The following is a 13,431-nucleotide window of genomic DNA, read 5'->3' as shown; positions in this document are numbered from 1 at the left end:
AACAGCATGCCCCGCTTCAGCATCATCGTCCCGTCCCACGGGGTCGCAGGCCGACTGGGCCGGGCGCTGGACTCGGTCCTCGCCCAGTCCTTCGGCGACTTCGAGCTGATCCCGGTCTGCGAGGCGCCCGGCTCCCTCGCGGCCGACGTGGCCGCCCGGTACGCCGCGCGCGACTCGCGGGTGGCGCCGGTGCACGCGCCGCCGTCGGCCGGACTGGCGGGCGCCCGCAACGCGGGGACGCGGGCGGCCACGGGGACGTACCTGCTGTTCCTGGACGGTGACGACGTCCTCGTGCCGGGCGCGCTGGCGGCGCTGCACGCGCGCCTGGCGGAGACCGGTCCGGTGGACGTGCTGCACTGCGCGCACGAGCGCGCGCCGTGGTGGGGGGGCGAACCCGCCCACCCGGCCGCGCCCCTGCTCGCGAAGGCCCCCGACGGCGTGTTCTCCCCCGACCGCGCCCCGCACCTCACCGGCGTGAACCTCCCGGCGTGGAGCGCGGTCTGGCGCCGCGCCTTCGTCGCCGAGCGGAATCTCGCCTTCCCGGCGGGCCACTTCACGGACGTCGGCTGGGGCGGGCCGGCCGTGCTCGACGCCGAACGGGTGGCGGTGCTGCGTACGGTCGTCGTACGGCACCTGGTGCGGCGGCAGGGCAGCCGGCTGAACCTGCCCGGGGAGCACCACGCCGAACTGCTGGACCAGGTCGAACTGGTGCTGGAGCGGGCCGCCGAACGAGGGCTGTCCGCCGGGCGGTCGGCGCCGCTGTTCGAGCAGCTGTTCGGCGCCGTGCTGAAGACGGCCGCCCATCCCCGGCGGCTCCCCTCGGGCCACCGCGCCTTCTTCCGCCGGGCGAGCGCCCTGTACCTCCGCCACCGTCCCGCCGGCTACCGGCCGCCGCGCGGCAGCCTCGGGGTGCAGCACCGGCTGCTGGCGTCCGGCTCCTACGGAGCCTTCGCCGCCCTGCGCGGCGCCCGCCGCGCGGTGGCGCGGGCGACGGCGGCGGTGCCGCGCCCGCGGGGCCTGCGTACCCGGCTGCTGTACCGGATCCACTTGCGCCGCCCGCTCGATCCGCACCTCGCCGTGTACTGCGCGTACTGGGGCCGCGGCTACACCTGCAACCCGGCCGCGATCCACGCGAAGGCCCGTGAACTCGCCCCGCACATCCGCTCGGTGTTCCTGGTGGAGGCGGAGCGGGCGCACACCGTGCCGGACGGCGTCGAGTACGCGGTGATCGGCAGCCGGCGTGCCTGGGAGGTGCTGGCCCGCGCGACGTACCTGGTCAACAACGCCAACTTCGCGGAGGGCGTCGTCAAGCGCCCCGGCAGCGTCCACCTCCAGACGCAGCACGGCACCCCGCTGAAGACCATGGGCGTCGACCAGTCGACGTACCCGGTGGTGGCGGCCGCGACCGGCAGCTTCACCAGGCTGCTCGGCCGGGTCGACCGCTGGGACTACAACCTGTCCTCCAACCCGCACTCCACCCGCGTGTGGGAGCGCGCCTTCCCCGGCTCCTACGAGCACCTGGAGTACGGCTATCCGCGCAACGACGCGTATCTGACCGCCACCGCGGACGACGTGGCCCGGATCCGCGCGGAGCTGGGCGTCCCCGAGGGCGCGCGGGCCGTGCTGTACGCGCCCACCCACCGCGACCACCGCACCGGCTTCGAGCCCGGCCTCGACCTGGAGGCGTTCTGCGCGGCGGCCGGCGAGGACGTCGTGGTCCTGTTGCGCGCCCACTACTTCTACGACCGGGGCGGGCGCGGGGGCGGCGGCCGGGTCCTCGACGTCACCGCGCACCCCTCGGCGGAGGAGGTGTGCCTGGCCGCCGACGCGCTGGTCACCGACTACTCGTCGATCATGTTCGACTACGCCAACCTGGACCGCCCGATCGTGGTGTACGCCGACGACTGGGACGTCTACCGGGAGGTCCGGGGCGTCTGCTTCGACCTGATGGACGGGCCGCCGGGACCGGTGGTCCGCACCCCCGACGAACTGGCCCGGGTGTTTTGCGACGGCTCGTACGCGGACGCGGGGTCGGCCGCGCTGCGGGCCCGGTTCCGGGAGCGGTTCTGCGCGTTCGACGACGGGCGGGCCGCCGAGCGGGTGGTGCGCCGGGTGCTGCTCGGCGAGCCGCCCGAGGCCCTGCCGCCCGTGATCCCGCTCGCGGAGCGGGTCCCCGCCCCCGCGGCCACCCCGGTGAGGAGCTGACGTGCCCCGGTTCAGTGTCGTCGTCCCCGTCCACCAGGTGCAGGGGTACCTGCACGCCTGCCTCGACTCGGTGCTCGGACAGTCGTACCGCGACCTGGAGGTGATCGCCGTCGACGACCGCTCGCCCGACGGCTGCGGCGCGATCCTCGACGCGTACGCGGCCCGCGACGAGCGGGTCCGGGTGGTGCACCTGCCGCGGAACGTGGGCCTCGGCCCGGCCCGCAACGCGGGCATGGAGCAGGCGACGGGCGACTACCTGTTCTTCCTCGACGGCGACGACACCCTCACCCCGGGCGCGCTGCGCGCGGTGGCCGACCGCCTCGACGAGACCGGCGCCCCGGACGTCCTGATCTTCGACTACGCCCGCACCCACTGGTGGGGCGGCACCCGCCGCAACGTCCTGGCGCACCTGCTGGCCCAGGCGTCCGGGGGCGTCTTCACGGCGGCCGAGCGGCCGGAGATCCTCGACCTGCTGATGGTGGTGTGGAACAAGGTCTACCGCCGCGACTTCGTGGCGCGGGAGGGCTTCGTCTTCCCGCCCGGCTACTACGAGGACACGCCCTGGACGTTCCCGGTGCTGCTCAGCGCCGGGCGCATCGCCGCCTTGGACCGGATCTGCGTGTACTACCGGCAGCGCCGCCGGGGCAGCATCCTGTCCACCACCAGCCGCAGGCACTTCGACGTCCACGAGCAGTACGCGCGGGTGTTCCGGTTCGTCGACGCCCGCCCGGCGCTCGCGCACTGGCGGCCCTTCCTGCACGCCAAGATGGGCGAGCACTGTCTCGACATCCTCTCCAAGCCGGACCGGCTGCCGCCGTCCGACAAGGGCGAGTTCTTCCGCCGCACGGCCGAGATGTTCCGGGCCCACCGGCCGGAGGGCACACCGGTTCCGCCGGAACTGCGGGTGCTGGAGGGGAGCTACGCCGGTTACGTCCTGCGGCGGCAAACCGGGCGGGCGGGCCGGGAGCTGGGGCGGCGGGCCCGGCGGGCGGGTACGGCGACGGCGGCGCGGTACACCCGGGCCCGGCCCGCGTTCCGCCGTCCGCTCGACCCGGACCTCGCCGTGTACTCGGCGTTCTCGCACCGGGGCGTGCTCGGCGACCCGGCGGCGGTCCACCGCGCGGCGCGCGAACTCGCCCCGCACATCCGGGGCGTGTGGGTGCTCGCCGACGAGGAGCGGGCGGCCGGGCTGCCGCCGGACACCGAGTACGTGCTGCTCGACTCGCCCGGCTACCGCCGGGTGACCGAGCGGGCCACGTACTTCGTCAACAACGTCAACTGGTCCGGCGCGCTGGTCAAGCGCCCCGGAAGCGTGCACGTCCACACCCACCGGGGCACCCCGCTGAAGTACCAGGGCGCCGATCTGCTGGACCGGCCCGGCGCCCGGCTCGGCTTCGACGTCCCGCAGATGCTGCGCCGGGCCGACCGCTGGGACTACAGCCTGGTCGCCAACCGGCACTCCGAGCTGGTGTGGGAGCGGGCCTTCCCCTGCCACTTCGCCTCCCTGCGCAGCGGCAGCCCGCGCAACGACGTGCTGGTCGCCGCGCCGGCGGACCGGGGGCGCGCGGTGCGCGAACGGCTCGGCGTCCCGGACGGCGACACGGTGGTGCTGTACGCGCCGACCCGCCGCGACTACCGCAGGGACGGGCTGGTGGAGCGGCTCGACCTCGCCCGGTTCGCCGCCGAGCTGGGCGAGGGCCGCACCCTCGTCGTCCGTCTGCACCCCTCGCTGGCCGCCGGACCGGCGCGCGGCCTCGGGCTGTCCGAGCTGCACCGGCGGGGCGTGCTCGTCGACGCCACGGACGAACCGGAGGTGCAGGACGTGCTGCTCGCCGCCGACGTCCTGGTCACCGACTACTCGTCGGTCATGTTCGACTACGCCCTCCTGGACCGCCCGATCGTGGTGTACGCCGACGACTGGGACGCCTACCGGGCGAGCCGGGGCGCCTACCTGGACATCACGGCCGAGGCGCCGGGCCACGTGGCGCGCTCCCCCTGGGAGCTGGCGTGGCTGTTCGACTCGGGGACCTGGCGGGACGAGGAGGCGGCGCGGCTGCGGTCGGCGTTCCGGAAGCGGTTCTGCGAGTTCGACGACGGGCGGGCCGCCGAGCGGGTGGTGCGGACGCTGATGCTGGGCGAGCCGATGCCGGAGCGGCCGGCCGGACCGGCCCGGGTGCCGGCCCAGGCCGCCGGCCGCGACCTGCTGACCCCGTCGTGAGGCCGCGCACCCCGGTCCTGCTGCTGGCCGCCGTCTTCGCGCTGCTGCAACTCGCCAACGTCACCGGCCGGGACACCCCCGACAGCAAGAACTACCTGTCGTACGCCCTGAGTCTGACCGGTGCGGACAAGCGGGAGGCGGCGACCGCCACCATCGACTACTTCTGCGCGGGGCGGGCGTCGATCGCGCACCGCGAGCAGAACGTGGACGTGGTGCGCTTCCACGCCCCGGACCCCGCCCCGCGGGTGATGCGGGAGTGCCGGGAGCGGGAGTGGCGGCAGGTGGAGGCGATGCTGGCGGCCGGGCGGACCGGCGGGCACACCGTGCCGTTCATGCCGGAGCGGTTCATGCGGATCTTCGAGGTGCGGCCCGGCTATCCGGTGTTCCTGGCGCCGTTCGTCGCCCTGTTCGGGGTGGTCTGGGGCGTGTGGGCGGCGGGCGTGGCGGTGACCTGCGCGGGCGGGGTGCTCGCCTTCCTGGTGCTGCGCGCCCTGGCGGTGTCCGTGCCGTCGGCGCTCACCGGGCAGGCGCTGTTCATGGTCCTGCCGTGCGGGACGACCGCGATGCGCCCGATGACCGAGGGGTTGCTGCTGGCGCTCACCCTGGCGGCGCTGTGGGGCTGTGCGCTGGTGCTCCGGGGGCGGCGGACGCGGGCGGGCCTGGCGCTGGTGGGCGGGGCGCTGCTCGCGCTGTTCACCGTCAAGCACTCGCAGGCCCTGTTCCTGGGGCTGTGCCTGGCGGGCGCGGGCGCGGCGGTCGCCGTACGGCGCCGGTCGCGGGGGCTGCCGCCGGGGCGCGGGGTGGTGGCGCTCGCCGGGGTGGGGTGCGCCGGGTTGCTGGGCACGGTGCTGCTGGCCCGGCTGGCGCACTACCCGTCGGTGTCGGAGAGCGTGCAGGACCTGCTCACCGGTCACTTCGCCCGCCCCGACCGGGAGCGGCCGTGGGCGGAGTTCCTCCAGTTGCAGGGGAACTTCTGGACGGAGTGGCTGCGGCGGCAGCTGTGGGAGCCGGTGTTCGTCGCGTTCCTGGCGGCCGGTGTACTGGGGGCGCGGCGGCGGCCGGCGTTCGGCGCGTTCCTGGTCGCCGCCGCCTGCACGGGGTTCCTCAACCAGGCCGGGCATCCGGACATCGGCATCTGGGGCGACCGGCTGATCACGCTGGCCTGGCTGCTGCCGGTGCTGGGCGTGCCGCTGCTGCTGGAGCCGGCGGTGCGGCGGGCGGTGGTGCCGGCGCAGGGGGCTCCGGTGGAGCCGGCGCGCTGACCGCCGGGGTCATCCGATGAGGTGAGGCGAGGTCATGCCGTCGACCTCGCCGGGAACATACGGCAAATGCCCGAGACGCTCCCCTCCCCCGCCGTCCGATGAGCTCCCCGGTCCTCGTCCGGCCGGCCGTGCGCGGCGCCACGGCGCTGCGCGGCGGCGGGGCCTGGCGCCCCACCCCGTACCAGTTCTTCGGCTTCCTGTTCTGGCTGGTGATGTCGCTGGCGTACTGGAGGGTGCCGCTGTGCTGCGACGCCGGGCAGCACGCGGCGGTCGTCGAGCGGCTCAGGGAGGACCTGCTGGAGCCCCGGCACCCGACGGCGGACCTGCCGGGGGCGGGCAGCCCCTACTACTCGCCGTTCGCGCTCGCGCAGGGCGCGTTCGCCCGGCTGACCGGGCTGGGCGGCTGGGAGGTGCTGCGGCTCACCGGGCCGCTGAACCTGCTGGTGCTGCTCACCGGGACCGGCCGCTTCGTGCGGGTGCTGACCCCGCGCCCCTGGGCGCCGGTGCTGGCGCTCGGCGCGATGACGCTGTTGTGGGGGGTGGAACGGGCCTGGTGGAGCGGCTACCTGAACCTGATGTCGATGACGGGCAACCTGGCCTATCCGTCGGCGTGCGCGATCGGGCTCGCCTTCTGGGCGTGGGCGCTGACGGGGGCGCGGGCGCGGGGCGCGGGGGCCGTGCGGTACGTGGGGCCGAGCGGGCTGCGCCCGGTGTCCGGGTACGCGGCGCTGGGCGCGCTGTACGGGCTGATCCTGCTGGTGCACCCGATCACGGCGGTCGCGGCGGTGCTGGGGGCGGTGGCGCTGGTCGCGGGACGGCAGCGGCGGTGGGGTCCGGCGGTCGCCGGGCGGTGGGCGCTGACGGGGGCGGTGGCGCTGCTGACGGCCGCGGTCTGGCCGTACTTCGACGTGTTCGCGCTGGCCGGGGACGACAGCGTGGACGCGATGCACCGGCGGCTGTACCTGGACCTCGGCGGGCAGTTCGGGCTGGCGCTGCTCGGGCTGCCGGCGCTGTGGCTGCGGGCGCGGCGCGCCTCGTGGCGCGACCCGCTGGTGCTGATGTTCGTCCTGGACTGCCTGGTGGTGGCGTACGGCTGGGTCAGCGGCCACTACACCTACGGCAGGATCCTCGGGCTGACGCTGGTGCCGTTGCAGTGCGCGCTGGCGGTGGAGCTGGCGGCGCCCCGGCCGTGGCTGGCGGGGCGGAGGCTGCTGGGCGGCGCCGCCGCGGCGGGGGCCTGCGCCGCGTTCCTGACCGTGCACGCCGGGGCGGTGGTGCCGGCGGGCTTCGAGCGGCCGCCGGACTGGCCGTCGTACGCGTGGGCCGCGCGGTACGTCGGGCCGGGCGAGGTCGTGATCACCGACGGCTACCACGCCGTCCACGCGATCGCCGGGTACGGGCCGAACCTCGCCGCGCCGGCCTGGCCGGACGCCTCGCTGGACGAGGGGGAGCGGCTGCGGCGGCTGGCCGACGTGCGCGCGTACCTCGACCCCGGTTCGACCCGCGCCGGGCGGGCCGCGGTCGTCCGCCGGTACCACGCGCGCTGGCTGCTGCTGACGCCCTCACAGCGGGTGCCCGAGGAGGCGGTGGTGGTGGCGTGGAGCCGGCGGACGGGGGAGGTGCTGGCGCGGGTCGGCGGGTGAGCGCCGGGACTACTCGATGACGAGGTCGACCGCGATGTTGCCGCGGGTGGCGTTGGAGTAGGGGCAGACCTGGTGGGCCTGCTCGACCAGCTTGCGGCCGGTCTCCTCCTCGATGCCCTCGGGCAGCTCGACGCGCAGGGTCACCGCGAGCGCGAAGCCCTCGCCCTGCTTGCCGATGCCGACCTCGGCGGTCACCGCGGCGTCGCTGACGTCGACCTTCGCCGCCCGGCCGACCACGCCGAGGGCGCTGCCGAAGCAGGCCGCGTAACCGGCGGCGAAGAGCTGCTCGGGGTTGGTGCCCTGGCCGTTGCCGCCGAGCTCCACGGGGGCGCTCAGGGCGAGGTCCAGCTTGCCGTCGGAGGTGACGGCGCGGCCCTCGCGGCCGTGGGTGGCGGTGGCGACAGCGGTGTAGAGCGCGTCCATGGAAAGGACCTTCCCTCTCGAGTCGTGGCTCGGCCGGGCCCCGTGGTGGGTCCGGCCGCCGTACGACCACAAGTAGAGCACGCAATTGAATTGCGCGCAACCAAATTGCCCGCGAGAGCTACCCTGGAGGCATGACAGCCACTCCGAGCCCCCTCCCCGCGACGGCCCCGCTGCCGGGCGCCGCGGACGACTGGCTCCGCCTCGACCAGCAGATCTGCTTCAACCTGAACGCCGCCTCCCGCGCCTTCAACGGCGTCTACCGGGTGGTCCTCAAGGACCTCGGGCTCACCTATCCGCAGTACCTGGTCATGCTGGTGCTGTGGGAGCACGGCACGCTGCCCGTGAAGCGGCTCGGCGAGCATCTGCGCCTGGACTCCGGCACCCTGTCCCCGCTGCTCAAGCGGCTGGAGACGGCCGGCCTGGTGCGCCGGGAGCGCAGTGCGCGCGACGAGCGGTCGGTGGAGGTCCGGCCCACCGAGGAGGGCGCCGCGCTGCGGCGGCGGGCCCTGGAGGTGCCGCGCCGGATCATGGCCGCGACCGGCTTCGACCTCGACGAGATCCGCGACCTGAGCACCCGCCTCCACCGGCTCACCGCGGCACTGGACACGGCGGTGGCGGACGGCGCGTGACGGCGCCCGAGGTGCGCCGCGCGCGCCGGGCGTCCTCAATGGAGGCAGGAGCACCCCCGTGACGCGCCCGAGGACGCCATGCAGCCCTCTCAGCCCCAGGCCGCCGTCGTCGTCATCGGCCACGACGACGCCGCCCACGTGACCGACGCCGTGCGCTCGGCGCTCGGGCAGGGCGACGCCGTACGGGAGGTCGTCGCCGTCGACGACTGCTCGACGGACGGCAGCGCGGACCTGCTGGACCGGCTCGCCGAGGACGAACCGCGGCTGCGGGTGCTCCGGCGCCCCGTCAACAGCGGCGGCTGCGGCACCCCGCGCAACACCGGGCTCGCCGCGGTGACCTCGCCGTACGTGATGTTCCTGGACAGCGACGACGTGCTGCCGCCCGGCGCGGTGGACGCGCTGCTCACGGCCGCGACAGAGGCGGACGCCCAGGTCGCGGGCGGTCTGTGCGTGCGCCGCGAGCTGCCGTCGGGGCGCGAGGCGCCGTGGGAGCCGGCCCTGTACGCCGCGCCCGCCGTGCTCGCCCGTCCGGCGCTGCGCCCGCGCCTGGTCCACGACACGCTGTGCGTCAACAAGCTCTACGCCACGGCCTTCCTGCGCGCGCACGGCATCCGCTTCCCCGACGGCCGGTTCCCCTACGAGGACCTCGTGTTCACCGCGCGGGTGTGGGCCGCCGCCCCGCGCGTCGCGCTGGTCCCGGACCGGGTGTACGTCTGGCACGTCCGCCGGTCCGCGCGCCGGCTGTCCATCTCGCTGGACCGCGCGGGCGTCGACAACTGGCGGGCCCGCACGCACGCGTGCCGCACCGCCCACGGGATCCTGCTGGCCGCCGGGCAGAAACGGCTGGCGCGCCGGGCGCGGGCCAAGTTCCTCGACCACGACCTGCGCATGTACGCCCGCGAACTGCCGCTGCACGACGAGGAGTACCGGCGGGAGTGGTGGGCGCACACGCGGGCGTTCCTCGCGGAGTACGACGCCGCCGACTGGACCCGCGACCCCGTGGCGCCGGGCCGGCTGATCGGGCGGGTCGTGCTGGCCTCCGCCGAGCCGTGCGACCTGCCCCGGCTGCGGGAGCTGGCGGCCCGGCCGGCCCGGCTGTGCCCGCCCCACCCCCGCGCGGCGGACGGCGCGCCCTGCTGGTCGGCCGCCCTGCCCGGGATCACCCTGGAGCCCCTGCTGACCCGCCCCGTGCACCTCCTCCCGCTCGCCGTGGACGCGGAACTGCGCCCCCACGCGCACGGTCCGCGGCTGCGGGTGCGCCTGCACGAGCTGTACGGCCGGGTGGCGCGGGCGGGGCCCTGGTCGGTGGAGACGGAGTGGCGCCACCGGGACCGAGCCGGCGCCCGGGTCCGCCGCACGGTGCCGCTGCGGCCGGCCGCCGACGGCACCTGGGTCGCGGAGACGACCGTACGGCCGGACCGGCTGGCCACGCTCGGCACGGGCGCCTGGGACCTGCGGCTGCGGGTGCGCTTCCGGGACGGCTCCAGCCGCCGGGTGGCGGCGCACGCGCTCGCCGGGCCGGGTCTGCTGCGCCGCCGCGTGCTGCCGAGCCCCTGGCACGGCGTGGTGCTGGTGCGGCCGTACGCCACGCACTCGGGCGCGCTGGCCCTGCGCGTGGCGGCCGGGTTCCGCGGAGTCGTGCCGGTGCTGCGCGGAAGGCTCCGGCGCCTGCTTCACTAGGGGCCGGCCTTTCCGGGAGCGGACGGGCACGGGCCAACGACGAGGGGACTGCCGTTCATGACCTGGTTGATCACCGGTGGCGCCGGCTACATCGGGGCGCACGTCGTACGGGCGATGACCGGGGCGGGCGAACGGGCGGTGGTGTACGACGACCTGTCCACCGGCCTCGCCGACCGGGTGCCGGACGGGGTGCCGCTGGTGGTCGGCTCGACCCTGGACGGCGAGCGGGTCGCGCGCGCCCTCGCGGAGCACGGGGTCACCGGGGTCGTCCACCTCGCGGCGAGGAAGCAGGTCGCCGAGTCGGTCTCCCTCCCCCTGTACTACTACCGGGAGAACGTCGAGGGCCTGCGCGTCCTGCTGGACGCGGTGACGTCGGCCGGGGTCCGCTCCTTCGTCCTCTCCTCCTCGGCGGCGGTGTACGGCACGCCGGACGTGGACCTCGTGACGGAGGAGACCCCGTGCCTGCCCCTGTCGCCGTACGGCGAGACCAAGCTGGCCGGCGAGTGGCTGGTCCGCGCGGCCGGCAGGGCGGCCGGACTCTCCACGGCCTGCCTGCGCTACTTCAACGTGGCCGGCGCCGCCCGCCCGGACCTCGCCGACACGGGCGTCTCCAACCTGATCCCCATGATCTTCGAGAAGCTGACCGCCGGCCTGCCCCCGCACGTGTTCGGCGACGACTACCCGACCCCCGACGGCACCTGTGTCCGCGACTACGTCCACGTCGTCGACCTGGCCGAGGCCCACGTGGCGGCGGCCCGCGCGCTGCACTCCGCGCCCGGCCGGGACCTCACCCTCAACATCGGCCGCGGCGAGGGCGTCTCCGTGCGGGAGGTGATCGACCGCGTCAACGCCCTCACCGGCCACGACCGCCCGCCCACGGTCTCTCCCCGCCGCCCCGGCGACCCGGCCCGCGTCGTCGCCTCCGTCGACCGCGCGGCCACGGAGCTGGGCTGGAAGGCCCGTCGCGGCATCGACGACATGATCACCTCGGCCTGGGCCGGCCGACTGCGCCCGCACCCGCCGGCGCCCCGCGCCTGATGCCCACCCGCACCGAACGCGCCCTGGGCGCCGTCATCGGCTCCGCCGTGGGCGACGCCCTGGGCGCGCCCTTCGAGTTCGGCCCGGAGGGCGCCTTCTCGGCCCGCTTCCCGACGCCGGGGCTCGGCGGCGAGATGTGCGGGGGCGGCGGCTGGGACCCGGGCGAGGCGACGGACGACACACAGATGGCGGTGCTGGTCGCCGAGTCGCTGCTGGAGCACGGCGGCCTCGACCTCCCCGACGTCTTCCGCCGCTTCCAGCGGTGGGCCGCCGCGGATCCGAAGGACATAGGCCTGCAGACGGAGGCCGTACTGACCGGCGGCGACCCCTGGGACCTGGCCGCCGCACTGCACTTCCAAACCAGTCAGCGGGCGGCCGGAAACGGTGCGCTGATGCGGGCCGCCCCCTCCGCCGTGTACTTCGCGCACCTCGGCCGGGACGCCACCATGGACGCCGCCCGCCGCCTGTCCGCCCTCACCCACGGCGACCGGGCGGCGTGGGAGGGCACGGCCGTCCTCCACGCACTGATCCGCACCGCTCTGGCCGGCGACGACCCCGTGGCCGCCGTGCCCGAGACCCTCCGCGCGGTGCACCCGGACCACCACGACCGCTACGCCACCGTCCTCGCCCCCGACTGGCACCCGGACCGGGCCACGGAGTTCAACGGCGCCGTCTGGCCCTGCCTGGCCTCCGCCGTCTGGGCGGTGCGCACCACGACCGGCTACGAGGAGGCCGTCCGCGCGGCGCTCGACCTGGGCGGCGACACCGACACGGTGGCGGCGGTGACCGGCGGCCTGGCGGGAGCGGTGTACGGCGTCGGCGCCGTCCCCGCCCGCTGGACCGAGCCGCTGCACGTACCCCTGCCGGGCTTCGCGGGGCGCGTGCTGCGGGTGGCGGACCTGACCGTCCTCGCCCGGCGGCTGTGCCGCTGAGCCCGTGGCGCCCCGGCCGGAACGGCCTGTCCGCACGACCGCCGGGCTTCCCCGTGACTCCGGTCCGCCACAGCCGGCTCGCCCCGCTCGCGCAGCCGGACGCGCTTCGGCGGACGGGGGACGACGATGCCCCCCGGGAGGGCCCGCCCGGAGCCGGACCGCTCGCGGGCCGGGGCGTCCAGTGTGCCGGTCTGCCGGTCTGCCGGTCTGCCGGTCTGCCGGTCTGCCGGTCTGCCGGTGACGACGATGCCCCCCGGGAGGGCCCGCCCGGGGCCGGACCGCTCGCGGGCCGGGCCGTCCGGTGTCCGGTGCGGCCGGAACCCGGGCGTGCCGGCGCCCCGGCTGCCGCGGACGGCCCGTCCGGCGTCGGCGGGGGCGACCGCGTCACGGCCGGCGTCCTCGCGGCCGGCGCCGACGGCGCCCGCCCGTCACAGCGCCTTCAGCGCCTCCGTCGTCGCCCGGGTCAGGGCCTCCAGGTAGCCCTTCGGCGGCTTCGGGCCGCGGATGACCACCGAGCGCCAGTACAGCGGGCCCGAGATCAGGTCGAGGGCCAGGGCGTGGTCGGCGCCGGGGCGGAGTTCGCCGCGTTCCTGCGCCGCCGTGACGATGCCGCGGGCGACGGAATCCTGGCCCTCGCGCAGCGCCTTCTGCAGGGCCTCGGCGATGTCCGGGTTGCGGGCCGCCTCGGCCTGGAGGTCGGGGAGGATCTGGGAGGCGACGGGGTGGCGCAGGGCGCGGGAGGTGACCTCGTACAGCAGCCGCAGGTCGCCCTCCAGGGAGCCGGTGTCCGGCGCGGGCAGGCCCTGGACGGCGATCGCGGAGACCAGGTCGAGGACCAGGTGCAGTTTGGAGCGCCAGCGGCGGTACACCGCGGTCTTGCCGACGCCCGCGCGGCGCGCGATCCCCTCGATCGACATCCGCGCGTAGCCGGCCGCCGCCAGTTCCTCGAAGACGGCCGCCCGGATGGCCTCCGTCACGTCCTCGCGCAGTACGGCGGCCCCGGCGGGGGCCCTGCGGCGCGGACGCGGCTGGGGCTCGTCGGAGTTCGTCGTCATGCGGACAGCATAGGCCGCCACCGTCACGACGAAACGGTTGCGTTCCGACGTTCTTTCGACTTACGCTCCCGTTGCGACGATACGGTCCCGTCCCGACGTGGGAAGTCGCACGACGTCGTGAGAACCCGTTGCCACCCCTCCCCCCTAGCGAAAGCAGCGGATGTGAGTCAGGTCCTCCACACACCGCCCCCCTCCTCGGCCGCCCCGCCCCCGGCCGGGGAAGACCTCGCGGCCCTCGCCGCCCGGCACGGCCTCACGGTCAGCGGTGCCCGGCCGTCCCTCGTCGAGTACGTCCGTCAGCTCTGGGACCGGCGGCACTTCATCCTCGCCTTCTCCCGGGCGAAGC

The 13,431-nt window shown here is 75.9% G+C and carries 10 protein-coding genes and 1 pseudogene; 9 read left to right on the top strand and 2 right to left on the bottom strand.

Features of this window, described 5'->3' with window-relative positions:
- Window positions 1-6 precede the first annotated feature (6 nt).
- From ADK41_RS23080 to ADK41_RS23065, 4 genes are all read left to right on the top strand, one after another.
- On the top strand, window positions 7-2,205 hold the full coding sequence (locus ADK41_RS23080) for a bifunctional glycosyltransferase/CDP-glycerol:glycerophosphate glycerophosphotransferase (protein WP_030834317.1): 2,199 nt from the start codon (window positions 7-9) through the stop codon (window positions 2,203-2,205).
- Window position 2,206: 1 nt separating this feature from the next.
- The gene (locus tag ADK41_RS23075) at window positions 2,207-4,423 is read left to right on the top strand and encodes a bifunctional glycosyltransferase/CDP-glycerol:glycerophosphate glycerophosphotransferase (RefSeq protein ID WP_030834314.1); all 2,217 of its coding nucleotides are present in this window, start codon (window positions 2,207-2,209) and stop codon (window positions 4,421-4,423) included.
- Entirely contained in the window at window positions 4,420-5,685 is a 1,266-nt protein-coding gene (locus tag ADK41_RS23070; RefSeq protein WP_030834313.1) for a hypothetical protein, read from the top strand. Before ADK41_RS23075 ends, ADK41_RS23070 begins: the two co-directional genes overlap by 4 nt.
- Before the next feature lie 98 nt (window positions 5,686-5,783).
- A complete protein-coding gene (locus tag ADK41_RS23065) occupies window positions 5,784-7,328 on the top strand; it encodes a membrane protein (RefSeq protein WP_030834310.1) in 1,545 nt (514 codons plus the stop codon).
- Window positions 7,329-7,337: 9 nt separating this feature from the next.
- On the opposite strand, the gene ADK41_RS23060 is transcribed toward ADK41_RS23065, so the two are convergent.
- The gene (locus tag ADK41_RS23060) at window positions 7,338-7,751 is read right to left on the bottom strand and encodes an organic hydroperoxide resistance protein (RefSeq protein WP_030834308.1); all 414 of its coding nucleotides are present in this window, start codon (window positions 7,749-7,751) and stop codon (window positions 7,338-7,340) included.
- Between the two features lie 131 nt (window positions 7,752-7,882).
- Here ADK41_RS23060 and ADK41_RS23055 point away from each other — a divergent pair, with 131 nt between their 5' ends.
- The 4 genes from ADK41_RS23055 to ADK41_RS23040 all read left to right on the top strand — a co-directional run bounded on the left by ADK41_RS23055 (window position 7,883) and on the right by ADK41_RS23040 (window position 12,030).
- Entirely contained in the window at window positions 7,883-8,380 is a 498-nt protein-coding gene (locus tag ADK41_RS23055) for a MarR family winged helix-turn-helix transcriptional regulator (RefSeq protein ID WP_030834306.1), read from the top strand.
- 78 nt (window positions 8,381-8,458) lie between these two features.
- Window positions 8,459-10,060, top strand: a complete 1,602-nt coding sequence (locus ADK41_RS23050; protein ID WP_030834303.1) for a glycosyltransferase family 2 protein — start codon at window positions 8,459-8,461, stop codon at window positions 10,058-10,060.
- 57 nt (window positions 10,061-10,117) lie between these two features.
- Complete coding sequence (gene galE, locus ADK41_RS23045; protein WP_030834300.1) at window positions 10,118-11,098, top strand: UDP-glucose 4-epimerase GalE; 981 nt, start codon at window positions 10,118-10,120, stop codon at window positions 11,096-11,098.
- Window positions 11,098-12,030 carry an ADP-ribosylglycohydrolase family protein gene (locus ADK41_RS23040; RefSeq protein ID WP_030834298.1) on the top strand — a complete coding sequence of 311 codons (933 nt, stop codon included), beginning with the start codon at window positions 11,098-11,100 and terminating at the stop codon, window positions 12,028-12,030. Before galE ends, ADK41_RS23040 begins: the two co-directional genes overlap by 1 nt.
- Window positions 12,031-12,458: 428 nt before the next feature.
- Here the strand turns inward: ADK41_RS23040 and ADK41_RS23035 are convergent, their stop codons facing one another.
- A complete protein-coding gene (locus tag ADK41_RS23035; protein WP_030834295.1) occupies window positions 12,459-13,085 on the bottom strand; it encodes a TetR/AcrR family transcriptional regulator in 627 nt (208 codons plus the stop codon).
- Window positions 13,086-13,247: 162 nt separating this feature from the next.
- Here ADK41_RS23035 and ADK41_RS23030 point away from each other — a divergent pair.
- Window positions 13,248-13,431 (top strand): annotated as a pseudogene (locus ADK41_RS23030) (ABC transporter permease); the annotation flags it as partial.

This window comes from Streptomyces caelestis, assembly GCF_001279005.1.
GTDB lineage: Bacteria > Actinomycetota > Actinomycetes > Streptomycetales > Streptomycetaceae > Streptomyces > Streptomyces heliomycini.
The sequence above is the reverse complement of the archived record's forward strand: the minus strand, read 5'-3'. Positions and strand labels throughout refer to the sequence as shown.